12 protein-coding genes and 3 pseudogenes are annotated in these 21,380 nt (G+C 69.8%); 6 read left to right on the forward strand and 9 right to left on the reverse strand.

Translation table 11 applies throughout. The features are described 5' to 3' along the window. Positions 1–458: 458 nt before the first annotated feature. Both PV341_RS01400 and PV341_RS01405 read right to left on the reverse strand, forming a co-directional pair. Complete coding sequence (locus PV341_RS01400; RefSeq protein WP_500328747.1) at positions 459–1,019, reverse strand: cysteine hydrolase family protein; 561 nt, start codon at positions 1,017–1,019, stop codon at positions 459–461. 470 nt (positions 1,020–1,489) lie between these two features. Then, positions 1,490–1,978 (reverse strand): TetR/AcrR family transcriptional regulator, encoded by a 489-nt coding sequence (locus PV341_RS01405; protein ID WP_500328799.1) that lies wholly within the window; start codon positions 1,976–1,978, stop codon positions 1,490–1,492. Positions 1,979–2,218: 240 nt separating this feature from the next. Here PV341_RS01405 and PV341_RS01410 point away from each other — a divergent pair, with 240 nt between their 5' ends. Continuing rightward, positions 2,219–3,748 carry an MDR family MFS transporter gene (locus tag PV341_RS01410; protein ID WP_500328748.1) on the forward strand — a complete coding sequence of 510 codons (1,530 nt, stop codon included), beginning with the start codon at positions 2,219–2,221 and terminating at the stop codon, positions 3,746–3,748. 218 nt (positions 3,749–3,966) lie between these two features. Here the strand turns inward: PV341_RS01410 and PV341_RS01415 are convergent, their stop codons facing one another. The 3 genes and pseudogenes from PV341_RS01415 to PV341_RS01425 all read right to left on the reverse strand — a co-directional run. Further along, complete coding sequence (locus PV341_RS01415; RefSeq protein WP_500328749.1) at positions 3,967–4,212, reverse strand: type II toxin-antitoxin system RelE family toxin; 246 nt, start codon at positions 4,210–4,212, stop codon at positions 3,967–3,969. Continuing rightward, on the reverse strand, positions 4,209–4,469 hold the full coding sequence (locus tag PV341_RS01420; protein WP_500328750.1) for a type II toxin-antitoxin system Phd/YefM family antitoxin: 261 nt from the start codon (positions 4,467–4,469) through the stop codon (positions 4,209–4,211). The genes PV341_RS01415 and PV341_RS01420 overlap by 4 nt, the downstream gene beginning before the upstream one ends. Before the next feature lie 350 nt (positions 4,470–4,819). After that, positions 4,820–5,107, reverse strand: a pseudogene (locus PV341_RS01425) (NF041680 family putative transposase); the annotation flags it as partial. Positions 5,108–6,637: 1,530 nt separating this feature from the next. Here PV341_RS01425 and PV341_RS01430 point away from each other — a divergent pair. Beyond that, complete coding sequence (locus PV341_RS01430) at positions 6,638–9,280, forward strand: outer membrane protein assembly factor BamB family protein (RefSeq protein ID WP_500356424.1); 2,643 nt, start codon at positions 6,638–6,640, stop codon at positions 9,278–9,280. A 226-nt stretch (positions 9,281–9,506) separates the two neighbouring features. Here PV341_RS01430 and PV341_RS01435 read toward each other — a convergent pair whose 3' ends face one another. Further along, the gene (locus PV341_RS01435; RefSeq protein WP_500328800.1) at positions 9,507–10,490 is read right to left on the reverse strand and encodes a helix-turn-helix domain-containing protein; all 984 of its coding nucleotides are present in this window, start codon (positions 10,488–10,490) and stop codon (positions 9,507–9,509) included. Between the two features lie 511 nt (positions 10,491–11,001). Next, positions 11,002–11,232 (reverse strand): hypothetical protein, encoded by a 231-nt coding sequence (locus tag PV341_RS01440; protein WP_500328752.1) that lies wholly within the window; start codon positions 11,230–11,232, stop codon positions 11,002–11,004. A gap of 996 nt (positions 11,233–12,228) precedes the next feature. Between PV341_RS01440 and PV341_RS01445 the strand changes: the two genes are divergently transcribed. The 3 genes from PV341_RS01445 (at position 12,229) to PV341_RS01455 (ending at position 18,917) form a co-directional block, all read left to right on the forward strand. After that, positions 12,229–14,280, forward strand: coding sequence for a multicopper oxidase family protein (locus tag PV341_RS01445; protein WP_500356426.1), 2,052 nt, complete (start codon positions 12,229–12,231; stop codon positions 14,278–14,280). Positions 14,281–14,981: 701 nt separating this feature from the next. Then, positions 14,982–17,768, forward strand: coding sequence for an AAA family ATPase (locus PV341_RS01450; RefSeq protein WP_500328754.1), 2,787 nt, complete (start codon positions 14,982–14,984; stop codon positions 17,766–17,768). 489 nt (positions 17,769–18,257) lie between these two features. After that, positions 18,258–18,917: a hemerythrin domain-containing protein gene (locus PV341_RS01455; protein ID WP_500328755.1), complete on the forward strand. Its 660-nt coding sequence runs from the start codon at positions 18,258–18,260 to the stop codon at positions 18,915–18,917. Between the two features lie 158 nt (positions 18,918–19,075). On the opposite strand, the gene PV341_RS01460 is transcribed toward PV341_RS01455, so the two are convergent. Beyond that, positions 19,076–19,219: a hypothetical protein gene (locus tag PV341_RS01460; RefSeq protein WP_500328756.1), complete on the reverse strand. Its 144-nt coding sequence runs from the start codon at positions 19,217–19,219 to the stop codon at positions 19,076–19,078. A gap of 154 nt (positions 19,220–19,373) precedes the next feature. On the opposite strand from PV341_RS01460, the pseudogene PV341_RS01465 reads away from it, so the two are divergent. Further along, positions 19,374–20,287 (forward strand): annotated as a pseudogene (locus PV341_RS01465) (LysR family transcriptional regulator). Between the two features lie 779 nt (positions 20,288–21,066). On the opposite strand, the pseudogene PV341_RS01470 reads toward PV341_RS01465, so the two are convergent. Then, positions 21,067–21,380: pseudogene (locus tag PV341_RS01470) on the reverse strand (TetR family transcriptional regulator); the annotation flags it as partial.

Raw genomic sequence — 21,380 nt, forward strand, 5'->3', positions numbered from 1 at the left:
TGGCAGCGCATGGGGAGGGCGGGGGAGTGATGCCCGGTTCGGCGAAGCCCGAGACAGACCGTATCACCGGTTAAGCAGGTGACGGAATGAGGCGTGACGCGAACGGAGGCGGTGAAGGCTGGCGTTGGCGACGGAGGTCGTCGACAAGGTGTGCCTGTCGGGGGCGCTGGTGGCGCAACGGCGCGACGGTCCCGGAGCTCCGGCGCCGGTCAGCCGTCGCTCCCGTTCGTTGCCAAGACCTGCGGGCGCCGCTACGCAGTCGAACGCTGTTTCAGCGCCTGCGGCGGCTGGGCCCGACCCCGGCCAGCCTCGCGGCCTGCCGCCGTCACGGGCTGGCTCAGGGGGTGAGCGGCGCCGTTGCCCTTCCGGCGGCCTCGTTTACCGCGCGCCGGCCGGCATTCCGTGTCACCCTCGCGGTTCGCCTTGGTGGCGTAGCGTCAGAATTTGTTCTGCGGATTTCAGTTCGTGGCGGCGAGTGCGGACAGGATGTCCTTGGTGGTGCCCGTTTCGGAGATGCGCGGATAGATCCTGGCGATGGTGTGGTCGTGCGCGACGCCGTCGGTGTCGGTCACGGCGTCGAGCGCGACCGTGACGTTGTAGCCCTGCTCGTGGGCGTCGCGGGCTGTGGACTCCACGCCGCTGCTGGTGGCGATGCCGGTGATGACGACCTGCGTCACGGCCCGCGCGCGCAGCCACTCGTCCAGGCCGGTCTTGGTGAAGGCGCTGCGTGCGTGCTTGGTCACGAAGTGGTCGCCCGCGCCGGCGTCGAGCTCGGGGGCGAGTTCGGTCCACTCCGGGGTCGGGGTGGGGAAGCGCGCGCCGAGGTCGTTGCGTCCGGCAGGGCCGCCGGCGACGTTCACCAGGACGACGGGCAGGCCGCGGTGACGGAATTCCGCGAGCAGTTCGGCGTTCCGGGCGAGTACGTCGGCGGCCGGGTGCGCGAGGGGCAGCCCGAGGATGCCCTTCTGGAGGTCGACGACGATCAGGGCGGGCTTCGGGTCAAGGGTGGTGACAGGCATGTCTCTCCTTGGTGGGGTGCTTGGCCTGCGGGCGTTTCGCGGAGGCCGGGCTCCTGCGGCGGAGGTCGTTGGCCACGCGCGTGCGCACCGGTCGTCCTTCGCGGGCCGTCCGGCGCGCAGGCCCTGCCGTGAACGGTTGGAGTGTCCCCGGGGTTCTGGGGCCGACCGCGGGGCGATGGGGCCCGTGAGGCTTGCGCTACCGATCTTGATCTGTCACTCGACTGTAGCACTTATGGAATGAGGTTCCACCCCTGTGGGACATCCGCGGTTGGGTTGCGGCGTGGATGCGTAAGTGTGGCGTGCGCCGCTTGCGGGCCCGCCCACTGGCTCCGCGCGGCCCGTCGGGCCGGGGCCGCCGTGTCGACGTGGTTGCGCAGCGAGCCGCTCGTGGACCGGCGGGCTTCGGCCACCCCGGCCTGGCGCGTCCGCGCGGAATCGCCGGCCGCGGATTCGCGGGAGCCGCCGGTGTGTCAGGACGCTCCGAGGCCGTGCAGCAGGGTGTCGACGACGACGTCCGCCGCCTGCGCGGGGCTCAGGTCGGGCAGTTGCCGGGCGACCAGGTGCATGAGCTGGGGCAGCAGCGCATTCGTCCATCCCTCTGCGAGACCGGGGCGCAACAGGCCTTCGCTGGTGGCGCGTTCGAGGAAGGCGTCGACCTCGCGGACCGAGGCCTCGCGGCGCGCGTGGACGCTGTCGTCGGTGAGCATGCGGGCGAGGTCGACGGGCCAGGTGCGGTTGACGGCGATGATGTTCTCGACGTAGCGGTGCAGGGCGACGGCTACGGGCGCCTCGCGCAGCCGGGCGTCCTCGATGGCGTGCTCGATGGCCGTGAGGCGGGCTTCGTAGATGGCCGCGAGGAGTTCGTCGCGGGACGTGAAGCGGCGGTAGACCGTGCGCCGGTCCACGCCCGCCTCGGTGGCGATGCTCGCGATGCTCACGCCCGGGTCGGCGGCGAGCATGCGCGCCCCGGTGGTCAGGACGGTTTCCAGATTGCGTGCTGCGTCGGCTCTCACCGGAACGAGTCTAACGGCCGAGTGTGAAACCTATGACATCTAACGCCTCTCAGACGTAGAGGCCTTCGCTGTAAGTGCTACATTAATGTGGCAGATGGCATTGGTAATGCCATCGCGATGGGCCCCATCGGTCAACGGCGGATGGCACAGCGTCCCTGCGCACCACTCCCGGAAAGGCACGTCTCGATGTCGAAATCACACGAGTCCCCATCACCCGCGCCCCGCGGCGTCGCAGCGCCGATGAGCGCGCTGATCCTGGCCGTCCTCCTCGCGGCCCTGGACCAGACGATCGTCTCGACCGCGTTGCCCCGCATAGCGCAGGACCTGAACGGATTCGACGACATAGCGTGGGTCAGCGCCGCGTACCTTCTCGCGTCGACGGCCGCGACGCCGCTGTGGGGCAAGCTCGGCGACATGTTCGGCCGCAAGCGGTTGTACCTGGCCGCGACCTCGGTCTTCCTGGCCGCCTCGGTGCTCTGCGGCCTGGCGCAGAACCTGCCCGAGCTGATCGGCGCCCGCGTTCTGCAGGGCGTGGGCGGCGGCGGCATGATCGTACTGACCTTCGCCCTCGTCGGAGACATCGTCGCCCCGGCCGAACGCGGCCGTTACCAGGGCATGTTCGGTTCCGTCTACGGCGTCGCCAGCATCGTCGGCCCCCTACTGGGCGGCGTCTTCACCGACCAGCTGTCCTGGCGGTGGGCCTTCCTGGTCAATCTGCCCGTCGGTGTCATCGCCCTGCTCGTCGCCGCGCGGTCGCTGCCCGCGGCCACCCGGGGCGCCAAGGCCCGCATCGACTATCCCGGGTCCACCATCCTGGCCGCCATCGCCACGGGCCTCGTCCTCGTCACGTCCTTCGGCGAGCGCTGGGGCTGGGGCTCACCGGCCATCGTCGGCCTGATCGCGGCGACCGTCGCGCTGGCCGTGCTGCTGGTGCCGGTGGAGCGCCGCGCCGCCGCCCCGGTCCTGCCGCCGGCGATGTTCACCTCCCGGACCGTCGTCTTCTCCTCGCTGATCGGGTTCTTCGCCAACGCCGCGATGTTCGCCGTGCTGGTCTACCTGCCGACCTACCTCCAGATCGTCCACGGGGTCTCGGCCACGCTCTCCGGTGTCCACATGCTGCCCCTGGTCGCCGGCCTGGTCGCCAGCCAGTCCCTGGCCGGTCGCTGGGCCGCACACGTCGGCCGGCTGCGGATGATCCTTCTGGCGGGCCTGCTCGCCAACCTCGCCGGGCTGCTGCTGCTGGGCACCATCGGGGCGGCCACCGGCACCCTCGTGCTGAGCGTCTACTTCCTGGTCACCGGCGCAGGCATCGGCATGGTGCCCATGGTCGTGCTGACCACGGTGCAGAACAGCGTGCCCGCCACCGATCTCGGAGCCGCCAGCGCCGTGGTCACCTTCGCCCGCTCCATTGGCGCGGCCTTCGGTGTCGCCGTCTTCGGCAGCTTCCTCAACACCGGCTTCGCCGACCGCACCCGGGGCCTCCCGGCGGGCGGCGGCTTCGACGCCACCCGCCCCGACACCATCGGCCGGCTGCCCGTGACCCTGCGCGACAGCGCGCTGGACGCCTTCGCCCACGCCACGGCCACCGGGTACCTGTGGATCGCCCCGACCCTCGCCGTGGGCATCGTCCTCGCCCTCTTCCTCAAGCCGGCACGGAAGGCCGGTGACCGCGCCGACGTCCCCGGCTCCGTCGACGACGCCGTCCCGGCCGCTTGAGCCGGACGACGACGCGCCCTGGTCCGGGCGGCCGGGGAGGTCCGCGAGCGGATCTGCCTGGACACCTCTCTGAGCGGCCTCGCCCGAGACCGGACGGGCACCTCGCCGGAGATGACGTCGCGCATCAGAACCGCGGCGCCCTCCGGCCGGTAAATCAGGGTGTGGCCGTTGACGCCCAGGAACGCGACCGCGGTGAGCCGTCCGAACCGGGCCTCGGGTCAGCGCACGCGTCCGAGGTGGATGACGCTGATGCGGATCTGCTGTTCGCTGATCTCGTACATCACGCGGTAGGCGCCGATGTGGATGCGCAGCAGGTCGGCGCTGCCGAATGCGCCGTCGGGGCGCGGGTCGACGGCGAGGTGGTCGACGGCGGCGAACACCTGGCGTACTCCGTCGGGGTCGTCTTTGGCGAGCCGTTCTGCCTGGGCGAGGGCCTCGGGCTCCCAGATGACCTCGTAGCTCACGCCGTGCCCTCGCCGAAGATCCGCCGGTAGGCCTCGTCGTGCGGGACACCGGCGTCGTCACCTCGGGCCTGGCGTGCCCGGTAGGCGGCCAGGGCCCGCAGCTCCTGGAGTTCCAGGGCGTCGGCGGGGCTGACCAGTATGGCGACGGTCTGGCCGTGGTCGGTGATGGCGACCGGCTCGCGGGTGGCGCTGACTTCGCGGGCGATGGCACCCAGGCGGGCCCGGGCTTCCACGATCGAGTACGTCGTCTCCGTCATGCACACCACCTTACATAAGTGTGCACATCGTGGGGGAGGCCGTGCCAGGACACACGCGGGTGCTGCCCCTGGGCAGCACCCGCAGATGCGTGGTCGAGGGCGCGCTGTTGCGTTCACGCGGTCCGGTTCGCACGGCCCCGTAGACCGTCGATAGGCCGCCGCACCGCAGCCGGATGCACCAGCAGGCGTTGCCCGGCCAGGTACCGAAGAGCCCGGCAGGCAAGGCCAAGCCGCGCCGCCACCACGTTGCAGTGGTTTCTGTGTTGCTCGAGCTGGATCGATTCGCCGAGGCCCGGGACGAAGTGGAGGCGCTGGAGCCACGCTTGGCCGCGACACTGGGCGAGCTTCACACCCGGCCGGGACGGTTTCGGTGCGGCCGCCGGACGGGCCGTGGTCGCGTGGACGTTGCGAAACCCCTGCCGCACGCGGGCGGGGGTGAGGCGGCGTGGTGCGGCGGGACGTTCCCAGGGCCGGCGGAGGTCCTCGGCAAGGGGACGGGCGAGGCGAAGCTGGGTGTGCGCGGCGATGATGAGCCAGGTCCACAGGTCGGCGCTGTCGGCGTGGCGGACCTTCGGGGCGGTCCAGCCAAGGCCGTTGCGGTAGATCACGGTCGTCAGCTGGTGCTCGGCGGCCAGGCGGTCAGCCATGGCCTTCGCGGCCGGCAGGGCCGTGGTCTGGCCGGCGGCCAGCAGCGGCACCTCGCGCCGTGCGGCGTCCCGCACGGCCCGGTAGAACGCGCCGGCCATGCGCTGTTCCTCCTGCGAGCGGCGCAGGAAGTCGGCGTAGGAGTCGGAGGCCAGCGACTGCAGGGCCTCGCGGTGGATGAGCGTCCACGAGAAGTGCCCGCCGACCGCGCGCGCCGCGGCCCGGGCCCCTTCCTCGTACAGGTGCGGCAGCTGCACGGACACGAACGCCCGCGCTTCGCTGTCGACACACTGCTGCAAGTCGGTGATGGCGGCCTGGAACTGGGCGAGACGGCCGGCGGCCTCCCGGGACCGGGCGTTGTCGCCGATCGCCGCAATGACGGCGGCCTGCTGGTCGGCGAGGCGCTGCCAGGCGTCCTGCAGCACCGCGGCGACCCTGGCAGCCACTGCCAGCCATCGGCGGGCACCTGGGCCGAACCTCTCGGAGCTCTCCGCACGGAACACGGGCGTCGTCGCTCTCACGAGCACGGCAGGACAAAAGATGCCCCGCGGCATCGCGCGGACCAGGCCGGACGGTGGGGAATCGCGGCTGTTCCACTTGGCGGTGCCGCCACCGTGCCCGATCCCGGGCCGTCCGCTGCCCACGGCACGCCATCCAGGCATGAAGATCACGCATTGCGGCTGGAGCGCTGGAAGGCCAGTGTCAAGCACATGAACTTCCGTGCCACGCTCGCCGGGAGGCCACCCAAGCGTGGATGCCGCCCCGAGCGTCGACCGCGCATTGGATCGCGACCTGCGACTGAAGGGCCTCGCCCTTTCTGCGAATGCGCCGTCCAGCGACGTGAGGCGTGATGTGCCGATTCCGAAACTGGGCCAGAACGTCGCGGGGGGAGGGTGAGTCATGGCCGAGTGAAGGAATGTGCGGCTGTGGCGGAATTTGGCGTAGCGAGCGCTGTCCTGCCGGGCTACCTCCTGAGTCGGGCAGATAATTCGCAACACCCTCTTGGGGGTGCCGATGAGTGAAAGACCTCGTCGGCGGCATCGTTCGGACCCTTGGGGTGGCGCCACTCGCACGCCGGACAGTTCCCAGTCGGGGGCGATCGTGCTGGTCGCGATGCTTCTACCCGGCGGCGGAGTGTCCCTGGGACTCAGAAAATGATCAGGCGGCCCTCGGAAATGACCTCGCTGGACTCGCTTCCGCGTTTTCCGCTCGGGGCAATCCTCATGAGGCCCCGGTCCACAGCTCCGGGACGTCCCAAGCCTCATGGAAGCTGCGCAGGAATCCTCGCTCCACGCCTGCGAACCATTATCGAGAGCCCCAAAAACGGAGCCGCGCTGATCTCAGTTCCCATCCGCCGAGGCTGCACGTCGCACGCCAAAGGCGGCCCGCCGCCCTGGCAGGGCGTCCCTATGCTCTCGATCGCAAGATCAGCAAGCATCGGGAGGTGCTCCTTCATGTCCATACCCCGCATACCCGCCCGCGCAAGGCGAAGGCGGGTGCGTGCCGGCGTGGTTGGGCTGGCCATGGCCGGACTCATGGCGTCCCTGCCCGCCAACGCCGTGGCGGCGACGGCCGCACCGTCCGCGACCGTCGCGGCCCCGGTCGCGTCGACGGCATCCGCGTCCGACTGGCCGTACGCGGGTGGCGACCTCGGCGACACGCACAACGCGGCCGCCGAGCGCACCATCGGCACGGACAACGTGGCCAACCTGAAGACGAAGTGGACCTTCACCACAGGAGACAGCGTTTCGGCCACGCCGACCGTGGTGGACGGCTACGTGTACGCGCCGGACTGGGCAGGCAACCTGTACAAGGTGCAGGCGACGACCGGTCAGAAGATCTGGAGCCACCAGATCAGCGAGTACACCGGGATCGCCGGCGACATCTCGCGGCTCAGCCCCGCGTACTGGAACGGCGAGATCGTCACCGGGTCGGGCGAGCAGCGCAGCGACAGCACGGACGGCGCGTTCCTCTTCGGGATCGACGCCCTGACCGGCACCAGGCTCTGGAAGACCCAGATCGACGCCGACGCGGCCGCCATCGTGACGTCGTCGCCCGTCATCGCCGACGGTGTCGTGTACGTCGGCGTGTCGTCCAAGGCCGAGAAGTTCGCCCCGCCGTACACGTTCCGCGGCAGCGTTGTCGCCCTGGACGCCGTCACCGGCAAGAAGCTGTGGAAGACCTACGTCGTTCCCGAGGGCTACACCGGCGGCGCTGTGTGGGGCAGCAACCCGGTGGTCGACGAGAAGACGGGGCTGGTGTACGTCGGAACGGGGAACAACTACACCGTGCCGCCCGGCGTATGCACCTCGCCCGACGAGACCGACTGCGATCCCGGGGCGGCCGACAACTACCAGGACTCCATCGTCGCCTTCGACATGCACACCGGCGAGATCGTCTGGGGCACCAAGACCCTGACCGCCGACACCTGGACCGTCGGCCAGCGGTTCGGTGACGACTTCGACTTCGGCGCTGGTCCCAACCTCTTCACCACCACCGTCGACGGCAAGACCACCGACCTGCTCGGTATCGGTCAGAAGAGCGGCGTCTACTGGACGCTCGACCCGGCCACCGGAAAGATCGTCTGGGCCACGGCGGTCGGCCCCGGCGGCAACCTCGGTGGCCTGCAGTGGGGCTCGGCGGCCGACGGCAAGCGCATCTACGTCGCCAACACCAACACCAACCACCTGCCCGTGACTCTCACGTCCGCGACCGGGCAGAAGTCGACCACCACGGGCGGTTTCTGGGCCGCCCTCGACCCTGCCACTGGGAACATCCTGTGGGAGACCGCAACGCCCGACTCGGCCTCTCCCATGTCCTTCGTGTCCAGCGCGAACGGCGTCGTCTACGGCGGATCCACGAATCCGACCGGCAACAACATGTACGCGCTCGACGCCGCGACCGGCGCCATCAAGTGGGGCTTCCCCAGCGGAGGTGCGGTCCTCGGCGGCGCGTCGATCGTGGACGGCTCGGTGTACTGGGGCTCCGGATACCACACCCAGAATCTGGGCCCGTTCTTCCCGTCCAAGGGTGACAACAACAAGCTCTACGCGTTCTCCCTTCCGCAGACCCTCCCCCAGACGGTCTACGTCTCGCCTACCGCCGTCGCTTCCGCAGCGAACACCAGCTGCAGCACTCCCGCCTTCACCTCGATCAATGCGGCTGTCAAGGGGGTGGCCGGCGGTGGTCGAGTCGTCGTCTGCAACGGCACGTTCCACGAGGACATCGCGGTGTCCAAGCCGCTGGCTCTCGAAGCCCGTTCGAACGTCACCATCGACGCAACCGACCTCGTCAACGGCATCGAGATCAGCGCGCCCGACGTCACGGTGACCGGGTTCACGGTGAAGAACGCCGTCGGCGAGGGGATCCTGGTCAACAGTGTGAAGAACGCGACCATCGCGAACACCATCGTCACGGGCAACAACACCGGTACGGGCCCGAACGCCGTCGCCAACTCATACGCTCCGTGCCGGCCGACGCAGGACAAGCCCGGTGACTGCGGCGGAGGCATCCACTTGCTCGGCAGTTCCAACGCCACCGTGCTGGCCAGCACCGTCAGCGGCAACGGCTCCGGGATCGTCATCAGCGACGAGACAGGTCCCGCCTCGGGCAGCACCTTCAGCGGGAACTCCGTACACGGCAACGCCCTGGGCTCCGGCTTCACCCTGGTCTCCCGCAACGGGGCGGCGGCTCCTGGAGGCGTGCGCGCCCCCAGTGCCGGTGGCGTCTTCGGCAACAGCATCACCAGCAACAACGTGTTCGACAACGGACTTGAGGCGGGCGGCGGCGGGATCACTATCGCGTCGGCCGTGGCCGGCGGCGCGGTCTACGGCAACACCGTGCAGAGCAACGTCGTGACCGGCAACGGCTGGGCGGCTGTGGCTGTGCACGGTGGCGCGTCCGGCCTGGACCTGGGCGGCAACGTCGTCAGCAACAACCAGATCGGCACCAACAACGTCGTGGGGGACACCTACACTGGCACCACGCACGATCTGCAGACGACGGGCCTGCTTGTGAGCACCGTGGAGTCGATGTCCATCCAGATCACCGGAAATACGATCTCCAACAACGTCCTCGGCATCTGGACGCACGGCCCGGTCACGGCGGCCAACGCCGCCGGAGCCAACAACTTCAGCAACGTCACCACCCCGGTGTCCGCTCAATAGAGCCCGCCCACCGCCACGGCTTGCCGTGGAAGGCACGCCGAGCCACGTCCTGCCGAAGGCCCATTCGGCAGGACGCGGCGGCGCGCCGCTGAGAGCCGTCGATCCTGCATCGAGGCGAGCAGCGACGGCCGGCGAAGTAAGGTCCACCCGTGGACGAAAGCCCGGTTGTGGACCGGGAATCGTCCGCTCGCGGCCCGGAGCGGGAAGCTCCCGCTCCTTCGCGGCATCAGTGAACGAGCGAGCTCGGTGTCTCGCCGAACTGCCGCTTGAAGGCCCGGCTGAAGTGGCTCACATCGGCGAAGTGCCATCGAGCCGCTACGGCGGATACGGTGTACCTCCCGCCCAGTGCGACGAGTTCTTCGCGCGCTCGCTCCAAACGGCGCCGCCGGACGTATGCCATCAGGGACTCATCGACTTCGGCGAAAGCTCGGTGCAATGTGCGAACCGAGACCGACAGGGTCCTTGCCACCTCGGCCGGAGACAGGTGAGGGTCCAGGAGCCGGGCTTCCACACAGTTGCGGGCAGCCGTGCGCAGCGAAGGGCGGAAGGCAGGGTCGGCGGACACCCCCCGGGCCATGAGCGCGCCTGCCAGCAACTGCACGACGGATTGCTGAGCGGCGTGGACGCCTGCCGGACTCAATTCACCCCGCATCCTGCGGATCAGATGAAGCTGTCCCAGCAGCAGCCGCGCCTCGGGAGCTTTCTGGGAGATGACCGTGAGCGTCGGCAGCTGGTCGAGTCCGGTGCCGGTCAGTGTTTCCGAGGGCAGCAGCAGTACCCGCGCCCGTGTGCCGGGGCGATAGGAGAACTCCCGCGGCACCTGTGCATCCCGTACGCACATCGTGCCCGGTGGGACCTGAACGGTACGACCTGCTTCGGTGAGGCTCAGCCCGCCACTGTGCATGATGTGAACCACCGTGCGTCGCTCCGTGGCCCGCTTCATGCCTATGACGCCTTCCACCGCGTCGCCGTATTGCTCGCTGACGGCAATGTCCCCGATCTCGGAGGAGTCCACCCAGCACCGGTAATGGCCTGTCGTGTACTGCCGCGGAACTCGCAACGAGTGCACGTGCCAAGGACGAGCGTCGTTCAGTCTCCGCCACCGCTGTCTCAGCAACTCGTCGCGCTGCGCGTGAGCCAGTGCAACCTGGATGTGCATGCGCGGTGAACTGGAGTTGGACGGCGAGTCGACGCCCGAGATGCCTGGCATGATCACATCCGGAGTGTATATGGTCACCTGACTGCGATCGTGCGCCGGGAAACCACCGGGAACCACACCCACGCGCCAAGTCCGTCGGCATGTAGGTCGGTAGCCGGATCAAGCAGTCCGATTGTTCCGGAAGAGCTGGTACGGAAGCGGGCGGAGATGCGGTGCGCGTGCCGGTCCGTGCCGGTGACTCTGCTGATATGTGCGCCGACCTTCGAGGCAGGACAGGCCGTGCGAGCCCGTCAAGCTTGATTCACAAGTACCGCTGGCCATGCCAAGACGCGTAGCAGCCGTCAGTCGGCCGTGGCAGGGCCGGCCCCGCTCGCCCTGGGTGCGCGGCGAATTCAGGCGGCCTCAGCTGAGCTGCTCACCGCGTCCGACGGCGATGCCCTCGGGGCCACGGACGTAGCAGAGCCGGTTGACGTTCTCGTACTGGTGCGCCAGACGCGCTGTTTGCAACAGCAAAGGGCGGTGGCGAGACCGAGGAAGGCCAGTCATCGAGGGGATCGCCGTCCTATCGGTGGTTGAGCCGGCGGTAGTCGGCCCGCCAGGACACGGTGCGCCCGGGCTCACCTTCGGCGCCGGAGGAGGAGCCGACCGACGCGGCGTGGCCCGGCAGCACGGACGCCTCTGGCATCACCGCGGCGGGCACCACCTCAGCCCGCTCCAAGGCGCAAGGCACCACTGCAGCCGTCCGCTGCTGCGGGACGGCCGACACCACCCCCGGCATCTTCAGGCCCAGCACCTCCCGCTCCTTCCGCGGCACAGGCCTGAACCGGTCAGTCGGGCTCTGCATATCGACCGCCTGATGCGGACGTACTCAGTTGTACGTCGCGGTCGCGATGACTGGCTGAGAGCTGGGGACTCCCCAATGCCGGTATGACCTGCGCACCCCCGATGACCATGACCACCAGGCCTACAAGGCGGATGTCGGCGTTCAAAACCGTCCACGCCCACCAGTGAGAAGACCCCCAGCCGGTCATGGCTGCCCTGGTGCTGATCGTGGGCGCCGTCGACGAGCCGACCCTGAGCGCGGGACCGGCGCCGTGGGAATGGGCGCCCGGCCGCCGCCGGGGCAGAGTCCCCGTGAGCCGACGCCACGTGTCCGCACCACGGACGCAGGAATCCGCACGGCGCCCTTCGGCTGGTCATGCCCATTCCACTGTTTCGGCGAGGCGGCAGGGCGACGGCAACCGGTTCACCGAAGAAGGATGACGGGGGCTGCCCCACGGGAAAACAGGTCATGTTACTCATGTTCGGCCACGCGTCGATGCGTACGCTCACCTTCGCGGCCATCACCGGACTGGGCTTCGAACGGGATCTGGTTCGGATATGTCGTATCCGCACATGACGACAGGCTCATGGCGATTCGGAAGGTGAGAGGTCTTGCATGCCCGCCCATGAGCTGTGGGAACCCGCCATGACGGATCGTGGTGGGGTGTGCGCGGACCGGCGTGAATCAGGCCGCCGGAAAGCCTGCTGGCATGCCGTGTCTGCCGTCCGGATTCCATGGCGTGCATGCGTTCAGTGCGGTCCCAGGCCGACCGCGTGGGATCGGCGGGCGCACCGCGGGAAGTAGCGGCGCAGCCTCTGTGGCCAGTGCCTGTATTTCGGCGGAAGCCGGCGATGTGGTGACCCGTTCCGGGTGCCCTGCATGACGACGGGCTCGCTCACCGGTGGATCCGGACACGGGCGGGCGTGCAAGCCGTCGGAGAAACGAACATCAAGGAGTGGACAGCACGTGGCAGCGCATAAGAGGCGGACCTTCTTCGGGATCGCGGGAGGCGCCGTGGCCGGCGTGGCCGGCTACGGGGGGATGAATCTGCTGGCCGGTGGGGGCGCCGAGGCCAAGGCTGCGGTGGACACGTCGGCGCGGCTGAGCGGTGGCAAGGCCCTGGACCTCGAGGGCCCCTCCTCGCCGCGGGTGACCGAGCTGACGCCGTTCAAGGACGAGCTGCCGATCCCGCCCACTCTGAAGCCCTCGAGCCGGGACACCACTGAGGTGCGCCTGGTCGAGATGAAGATACGTCTGCACTCGCAGCTCCCCGCGACCCGCATGTGGACGTACGAGGGCTACTTTCCCGGCCCGACCATCGAGGCCCGGCGTGGTCAGCGGTTCCGGCTGGCCTGGCGGAACGAGCTCACCGGCACCAGCCCCGTCAAGGGCGTCTTCGTGGAGCCCGAGGGGCCGCCGCCGGGCTTCCTGTCCCTGAACAGCCCCGGCTCGCGGGGCGCGAAGGGGCGGCCCGAGGTGGCCGCGCTGACCGCTTGGACCTCGGTCCACCTGCACGGCGGCCGGCAGCACGCGATCTCCGACGGCGCCCCGGACTCGGGCGTGACCCGCGGCAGCGCGCAGCTCGCCGAGTACACCAATGACACGGCCGCGGCGCACCTCTTCTACCATGATCACGCCATGCCGGTGACCGCGCTCAACGTGATGGCGGGCCTGCTCGGCAACTACATCATCCGTGACGAGAACGAGGACCGCCTCGATCTGCCGCGCGGCCGGTACGAGATCCCGCTGACCATCGCCGATGTCAACTTCGACACCGACGGCAAGGGGCGGATCAACGGGCAGCTCCTCGCGAAGCGGATCCAGGTCGGCCCGTCCATCCCCGGGGTGATGGCGGCCGCCGTGCAGTTCCAGGGCCCCTACACCATGGTCAACGGCCGGGTGTGGCCCTACCTCGACGTGGAGGCCACCGCCTACCGCTTCCGCGTGGTGAACGCCTCCAACGCCCGGGCCTACATCCTTGCTCTGGTGGACGAGGAGACCGGGCAGTCCGTCAAGGGCGCGATCAAGGTCATCGGCACCGACATGGGCCTGCTCGACAAGCCGCAGGGCGTCGAGGGGAGCCTGACCCTCGCCCCTGCCGAGCGCGTTGACATCGTGATCGACTTCGCGGCTTTCCGCGGCCGGCGGCTCAGGCTCGTCAACGTCGCGCCCGGCGCCCCCGGTGCGCCTCCCGCCCCAGCGGGCACGCCCGTGCCTGCGGCCGGCGTGCCGTACCCGCAGGTCATGCAGTTCCGCGTAGGCAGGGGGCGGAAGCAGTCCTACGTCGCGCCGAAGAAGCTGGACCCGCGGTTCAGGCGCCTGACCGCGTCCGACATCCCGCAGGACGCGGTCGAGCGCTTCGTCATGCTCTCCTTCGACCCGATGGGCATGCCGACGATCATGGAGCTGCAGGAGGCTCCGGCGGGCACGGGCACGGGCACGGGCACCGGCAAGGGCGTCGTGCAGCTCGCCCTGCCCGGCGGAACCCGTACCTTCCGCGTCGTGGGCAAGCACTTCGAGGACGCCACCAACTTCTTCGCCGCGGCGGGGAGCTGGGAGAAGTGGACGTTCATCAGCGTGGGTCCGGTGCAGCAGCAGATCCAGCACCCGATGCACATCCACCTGATGAACTTCCAGCTCCTCGAGCGCCGCATGGTCGACGGCACAGCCTTCGACACCGCGCTGGGCGGCACCACCCGGCCGATCATCATCAAGGACGCGATGCCGATCGCCGTCAGTGAGTCAGGATGGAAGGACACCGTCAACATGCCGGCGAACTCCATGGTGACCGTCGCCGGCCAGTTCGGACGCGAGACCGGCCGGTTCATGTATCACTGCCACATCCTCGACCACGAGGACGAGGGCATGATGCGTCCCTTCGTCGTCATGCCGCCGGAGGTGCTCACCCTGCAGAACATGATGCTGAAGATGATGAACACCCCGGGCAAGCCCGCCGCCGGCGGTGGCGCCGTGCCGCCGATGGACCACGGGGCGATGGACCACGGGGCCATGGGCTGACGGGCTGGGTGCGGCGGGCCTCCCTGTCCAAGGCCCGCCGCACGGTGGCCGCGACCGGAGGAGCACGGGAGGAGTCCGGCAGCGGTCAGGAGAGGATGGAGAGGGCAGGGCCGTTCCCGGCTGTTTCCCCTCGGATCCTTCCGTGATAGTGCCGCCGCTCAGGAACGGTACCCCCCAGCACACACCCGCCGGGTCTCCGTCGGACCACCTGGGCGGACGACCCAGAGATACGCGACGCACCCGTCTCGGCGAACCGGCTCGAGATCCCTCCCAGGGCCCCGCGTTCTCGCGACCGGCGCTGAGATGTCACGTGAGTCCGAGGTGGCCGGTGGACGCAGCGTGGCCACACGCCGGCCGGCGCACGCCTGCGACGCCTCCCCGCCTGGGCGGTCCTGCCGACACCGACCGATTCGGGGCCGCATCACGCCAGGAGGCGGACGAGCCGCCAAGGCCACAGGGGCCGTGAGGGGCCCGGCACAGCTGCCGCGCCTGGAACGAAACGCCGGCAGTGGGCGTTCAAGGAAGACGGTGGGCGCCTTACGGCCGGCTCGGACAGCGGTCCGGTCCGGGGCCCCGTCCCCGGCAGCCGTCCACCATGGTCTGGACCCGCTGCCGCTCCCCCGGCAGCGGCCGAACAACTGCACCACCGGGGCGGACAGACGCTGTGCGCCCTGTGTGATCCAAGTAATTGGGAGACGTTCGTGAGCCGCGATCACCGTTCGCACGACTGCGAACCGGGGGAACTGGTCGGGCGTCAAAAGGACCTGGAGCTGATCGACGACCTTTTCGACCGTCCGGCGGGCGCCCTCGGGGCGCTGCTGCTGTCGGGCGAGCCCGGGGTGGGCAAGACCGCCCTGCTGGACGCGGTCGCCCGGCGCGCTGCGGCGGCCGGTGTCCGCGTCCTGCGGGCGGCGGGCGCGGAATTCGAGACGGGTATGACGTACTCCGCGCTCAACCAGCTGCTTCTCCCTCTCCATGAGGAGATCGAGGCGCTCGACGACCTCTACCGTGAGGCACTGCGGGTGGCGCTGGGGTTCGGCGCAGGTGCAACACCGCAAAGCCTCGTCGTCGCCAATGCCGCACTGGCGTTGCTGCGTCGTGCGGCCGCGGAGCAGCCGTTGTTGCTGGTCGTGGACGACCTTCCCTGGGTCGACCGGGCCAGTGCCGTGGTCCTCGGGCTTGTGGCCCGCCGCCTCACCGGCACCGGTATCACCTTCCTGGCTGCGGCCCGCGGGGGAAGCAGGGGCTTCTTCGACGGCACGGGCCTGCCCACACACGAGGTCCTGCCCCTGGACCGCCGATCCGCGTGCCGACTCGTCGGGCTCCGTCATCCGGGCCTGGTGTGGAGCGTGGTGGACCGGGTCCTCACCGCCGCCCACGGCAATCCGCTCGCGCTGCTGGAGCTGCCCACCGCCTTGACCGGGCCCCAGCGTTCGGCGCTGGAGCGCCTCCCCGAGGTCCTTCCCTTGGGCCGGCGCCTGGAAGCCCTCTTCGCCGGGCGCGTAGCCGGGATGCCGCCCGCCTCGCGCCGTCTGCTCCTGATCGCCGCGCTGGACGGGACCGGTGACCTGGCCGTCCTGCAACGCGCGGGACAGCACCCCTCTGTCCAGGCCACGCTGGTTGACCTGGGCCCCGCTGAACAGGACGACCTGGTCCGGATCGACGACAGCGGCCACCGCCTGGGTTTCCGGCACCCGTTGATCCGCTCGGCGGTCGTCGGAGCCTCCACCACCGCGGAGCGCCGTGCGGCACACTGCACCATCGCCGACGTGCTGCATGACCAGCTCGAACGCCGGGCATGGCATCTGGGCGAAGCGTCCGTGGAGTCCGACGAGGAGGTCGCGGCCCTCCTCGAACGCAGCGCCCACATGGCCGGCACACGCGGTGACTCCTTCGCCGCGATCCGGGCCCTCACGCGGGCCGGGCACCTGAGCCCCGCGGCGCCCGACCGCGCCCGCCGACTCGCCCAGGCAGCCTTCATCAGCGCCGACGCGACCGGCGAACTGGTCAGCGCCTCCCACCTCCTCCAAGACGCCCGGCAAGCCGGCACCGACGACCACGCCTCCCTCTACTCGGCGGCCACCACGGTCCACCTCATGCTCAACGGCACCGGGGACATCGACCCGGCCCACCAAGTGATGGTCAACGCCATCGAGAAGACGCTCCACCGGCGTGGCTCCTACGATCCCGCGCTCGACGAAGCCCTCTACGTGCTGATCCTGCTGTGCCACTTCGGTGGCCGGCAGGAACTGTGGCAGGCCTTCCACAGGATCGTGGCACGCCTTCCCGACGTGCCCGCGGTGATCACGGTGTCCGCGGCGGCGCTCGGCGATCCCGCACGGGTCGGCGTCGCCGCGCTGCGCGAACTGGACGAACTGCTCGCCGGGCTTGCCCATGAGAGCGATCCGACGAAGATCGTCCGCATCGGCACCGCGGGCGTCTACGTGGACAGGCTGTCCCGTGCGCGCGACGCTGCCCGCCGTATCCATGGCCAGGAACAGGGCGCAGGCCTGGCCGTCAAGAAGCTCGGGGTTCTTCCGCTCCTGTGCCAGGACGCGTTCAACACCGGCCGCTGGGACGAGACGATCCGCCTGGCCGACGAAGGACTGCTGCTCAGCGGGCAGGTCGACTACCCGTCCTACACTTGGTACTTCCGGTACGAGAAGGCACTGGTCGCGGCGGCACGCGGTGATGTCGGTTCCGTTGTGGAGACGGCCGACGCGATGACGTCCCAGGCGGCGTCCCGGGGCGTGGGCCACATGATGAGTACTGCCGCGCACCTGCGGGTGCTGGCGGCGCTGGCGGAAGGGGACTTCGAGAGCGCGTTCCGGCACGCGGAGGCCATCAGCCCGGCCGGCTCGCTGGCGCGCTACGTCCCGCACGCGGTCTGGGTGGTGATGGACCTGGTGGAAGCCGCCCTGCGCACCGACCGCCGGGCGGCGGCGACCGCCCATGTGCGGGCCGTTCAGGAAGCCGGGATCGCACACATCTCGCCACGCCTCGCGCTCCTCGTCGGCGGCGCCACGGCCTTGGCGGCCACGGACACCGACGAGGCGACGGCACTGTTCGAGCGGACGCTGTCGCTTCCCGGCATCGACGACTGGCCCTTTGAGCGGGCCCGGGTGACCCTCGCCTACGGCGAACGGTTGTGGCAAGCGAGGAAGACCAAAGCCGCCAGAAAGACGTTGGTGACCGCGCTGCACATCTTCGAAGAGCTCGGCGCGCGTCCATGGGCCGACCGGGCCGTACGCCACCTCAAGGCAGCCGGGTGGGCGACCCGGCACAAGTCGGACCCCGCCGGGCTCACGCCACAGGAATCCGAGGTCGCCCGGCTCGCTGCCTCCGGACTCACCAACAAGCAGATCGCCGAGAAGCTCCACCTCTCCCACCGCACCGTGAGCGGCCACCTCTACCAGGTCTTTCCCAAACTTGGGATCACCACCCGCGCCGCGCTGCGCGACGCCCTGGCCGACCTGGACCGGCCCTGACCACGTCGCCGCGGTTCCGTCCGGCCTGACCCGGCAGCCGCGCCGTCACCCCCCGCCCCAAGCGACCCCGCCGTCTCGACGACACCGGCCGTAGGGCGCCGGCCCCTCGGGCTGAACGAGAGAACGACAAAGCCCTCGAGGCGGATCCTCGGCACCCGGTTCAGTTGAGATTGCTCCGTCATCCCTTACCTGGGCCGCGTGGTCAAGTCATCTGGCCGATGCACGGGGATGCGTCCTCTTGGCATGCTCCTCTGGCGGCTGCGGCCCGTTCTCCGTTTCCGGCAAAGCAAGCGCCTTGATTCGTAGCGCTTGGCCTGCCGGAAAGCCCCGCTCGGCAGCCTTCTTCGACGGCGACGGTATCGCAGCCCACCGGGCGGTCCGGTCCTACACGACGTCGTGCCCGGTCGACGAATACCGGCCGCATCCCGTGGCGGGATGTGCTGCCGCGATACAAGGGAAGAGAACATGGCTCGACTCGTCAATGAACCTATGGCCGACACGCGCGACATGTACATGGCCCACGCGGGGCTGCGCCGGGAGTTCCGGCTGCTGCCCGGCCTCATCCGGTCCGTCGCGCCGGGAGACATCCGGCGCGCGGAGGTTGTCGGCGCCCACGCCGCTCTGGTGTGCGCCGTCCTGCACCAGCACCACGAAGGCGAGGACCTGCTGCTGTGGCCCAAGCTCGTGGAGCGCGGGGGCGCGGAGGCGGCGGCCATCGTGCCGACCATGGAGCAGCAGCACCGGGCCATCGAGGACGGACACACGGAGGTCACCGGGCTGCTCGGCGGCTGGCGCTCAACCGGGCAGGGCGGCGAAGCGCTCGCTGACGCGTTCGAGAGGCTGACGGCCGCTCTCGTGGAACACATGGCGCTGGAAGAGGAGCAGATCCTGCCGCTGGTCGAGAAGCATCTCACCGCGAAGGAGTGGCACCAGCTCGCCGAGCACGGCAAGGCGGTCACTCCGAAGAAGGTCATGGCGCTCGTCTTCGGAATGGCGATGTACGAGGGCGACCCCGAGGTCGTCAAGGCCGTCCTCGCGCTGGCCCCCCTGCCCGTTCGGCTGCTCGTCCCGGCCATGGCACGCCGCCAGTATGCGGCCCACGCCAAGCGGGTCCACGGCACTGCCACACCGCCCCGCATCGGCGCCTGAATTCCCCTCTCGGAGGCTGTGGTCTGGGATGCCGGGCGGGGGCCAACTCCGCCCGGCGTGATCAATTCATCTGCGAATGAGGCCGCAGCCGGCGGCTCGCGCACACGCAACAGGGCCGGGCGCCCACGATGACGCCCGGCCCTGCTGACGCTTCCCGACTACTTCTGCGGGAGCAGCACGTCATAGACCTCGTCGATCTCGCCGGAGCTCGTCCATCCCTTGGCGAACGCCACAGCGCCGGTGCCGTAGCCCAGGGCGTCGCCCAGGACCTCCACCACGTCTTCGATCAGCCCTGCGGGCACGCCGACCGCATGACATGGCGCGCTCCACACAGCCTGACCCGCGTTGTCCCGGACAGCGCGCAGGGTGCGACAGTGGCGTCGAAGGAGATGGCGGCCACACTCGGCAGGTGCGGCCGCAGGAGGCTGCCCACGTACGCCGCAGCCAGGACCCGCCATGGATCTGGACCTGCGCAAACTGCGATACTTCGTCGCCGTGGCCGACCAGTTGCACTTCGGCCGCGCCGCCGATGAGCTTCACATCGCACAGCCGGTGCTCAGCCGGCAGATCCGTGCGCTCGAGCAGGACCTCGGCGCCTCGCTCTTTACCAGGGATCGCCACGGCGTAGAGCTGACAGATGCGGGCCGGCAACTGCTGGCCGACGCCGGTCCGCTGCTCGCCTCAACCCACGCGGTCCGCCGCCGGGTGTCCGCGGCCGCCGGCGGCAAGCGGCGGCTGATGGTCGGTTTCCGGGCCGGCGTTGCAGTCACCCCGGCGACCCGTGCGTTCGAGGGCACCCGGACGTGGTCGTGGACGTGGACGTGCAGCGGATCGAAGTGGACGACCAGGCTGCGATGCTGCTCGACGGCCGCATCGACGTCGGTTATGTGCGGCTGCCCATCGACGAGGCCGGCCTGCGCGTCACCCCGCTGTACACCGAGCCGCGGGTAGCAGTACTGCCCGCCGGACACCGGTTTGCCGGCAAGGAGCAGGTCACCGAGGCCGACCTGGCCGGCGAACCACTGGTCTGGCACGGTGACCCGAGCACGCAGCCCACCAAGCGCCCGCTCCCCAATGCCGGGTACCTGGTGCGCGGGGTGGACGAGACGCTCGAGCATGTCGCGGCCGGACGGGGCATCTCCTTCCTGGCCCGTTCGGCGTCCGTGTTCTACCCGCATCCGGACGTTGTTTATGTGCCCATCCCGGATCTGGCTCCCGACCAGGTGTGCCTCGCGGTGGCGGCATCGCACAACTCGCCGGTAGTAGAGGACTTCGTCACTGCGGCTCAGTCGGCGGCCGAGGTCACGGCAGAATGCGGGAACTATGAGATGTGGCAGCTTGGAGGCGATGTCGTCTCAAGGCACGCCTGAGTAGTTCGGCTGACCCCCGCTCACCATGCGCTGGAGAGTGAAGTGGCCGCACGGAGTGGTGCCGTTGCGGGTGTCCTCTGAGCCGGCCGTTCTTCGGCCGGCAGTTGCCCGAGGGGCCCGAAGCACCTGAGACCGACTGGACGTACGTGCTGCGGACGCGGCTCAAGTCGGCTGATCGCCGGCGGTCCGCCGTTCGTAGTGTCGGGAGCGGTCCATGGGATCCAGAACCCGACGGAGGGTTACAGCCGGACGTGCTGGCTGCCCGCCTGTTGGCCTTCGTTTCGGGCTGGCGTGGCCCAGATGGGCCACTCGCTGATGATCAGCGTGGATGGTTCAGCTCACTCGGTCCAGAAGTCAACGCCGTGCTGCCCCGCGAGGAGAGCGCCGCGGTGGAGTGGATAAGAGGGGTGGCAAGTCTCCGGCTCGTTGAGGTTGTGAAGATGCGGGTGGCCCGCCAGCGACGCTGGCGGGCCACCCGCATCTTCACAACCTCCCAGCTGCGTACGAGTTCTTCATGCGCCACCGCGTACGGACTTATGCGATCAGCCGTCTGTTCGAACCGGCGGCCCGTCAGCGCCCTGGGCCGGGATGACGGCCTCGAGCTCCTGAAGCCTTCGGGGTCGCCGTCTCCCCGCCGCTTCTGCTGCGGCCTACAGCAGGCGGGCGGGCAGCGTAAAAGCCAGCAGATCTGGGCGAGGTGCCGGGCGGCTGGTGTCGTGTACCAGCGGGTGCAGCCGCGGGACCGGCAGCGCGTCCAGCCCGGCCGGGGGAGTGCCACGTCAACTCGACACTTCCTCCCGTCGCCGGTCATCGCTGGCTGTGGCGGGGATGGCGTTGTCGATGAGGACGGCGGCGATGGCGGCGGCGGTGGGGAAGGCGTCGGCGTTGAGGACCCGGGTGCGGGCCGCGGCGCCGTCGATGAGCAGCGCGAGCTGCTCGCCGAGCTGTTCAGGGTCGGCGGCGCCGGCTTCGCGGGCGGTGTCGGCGAGCCGCGCGGCGACGGCTTTCTTGTAGTCGCGTGCGTACTGGGACGCGGGGTGCTGGGGGTCGTTCAGTTCGACGGAGGCGCCGATGTAGGGGCACAGGGGGGTGG

Source organism: Streptomyces sp. PA03-1a, from assembly GCF_033792805.1.
Lineage (GTDB): Bacteria > Actinomycetota > Actinomycetes > Streptomycetales > Streptomycetaceae > Actinacidiphila.

Coding starts and splice junctions, on each gene's coding strand:
- PV341_RS01400 (WP_500328747.1), bottom strand. CDS start 1,019: ATGCCTGTCACCACCCTTGACCCGAAGCCCGCCCTGATCGTCGTCGAC.
- PV341_RS01405 (WP_500328799.1), bottom strand. CDS start 1,978: ATGCTCGCCGCCGACCCGGGCGTGAGCATCGCGAGCATCGCCACCGAG.
- PV341_RS01410 (WP_500328748.1), top strand. CDS start 2,219: ATGTCGAAATCACACGAGTCCCCATCACCCGCGCCCCGCGGCGTCGCA.
- PV341_RS01420 (WP_500328750.1), bottom strand. CDS start 4,469: ATGACGGAGACGACGTACTCGATCGTGGAAGCCCGGGCCCGCCTGGGT.
- PV341_RS01430 (WP_500356424.1), top strand. CDS start 6,638: ATGGCCGGACTCATGGCGTCCCTGCCCGCCAACGCCGTGGCGGCGACG.
- PV341_RS01435 (WP_500328800.1), bottom strand. CDS start 10,490: ATGCCAGGCATCTCGGGCGTCGACTCGCCGTCCAACTCCAGTTCACCG.
- PV341_RS01455 (WP_500328755.1), top strand. CDS start 18,258: ATGGCCGACACGCGCGACATGTACATGGCCCACGCGGGGCTGCGCCGG.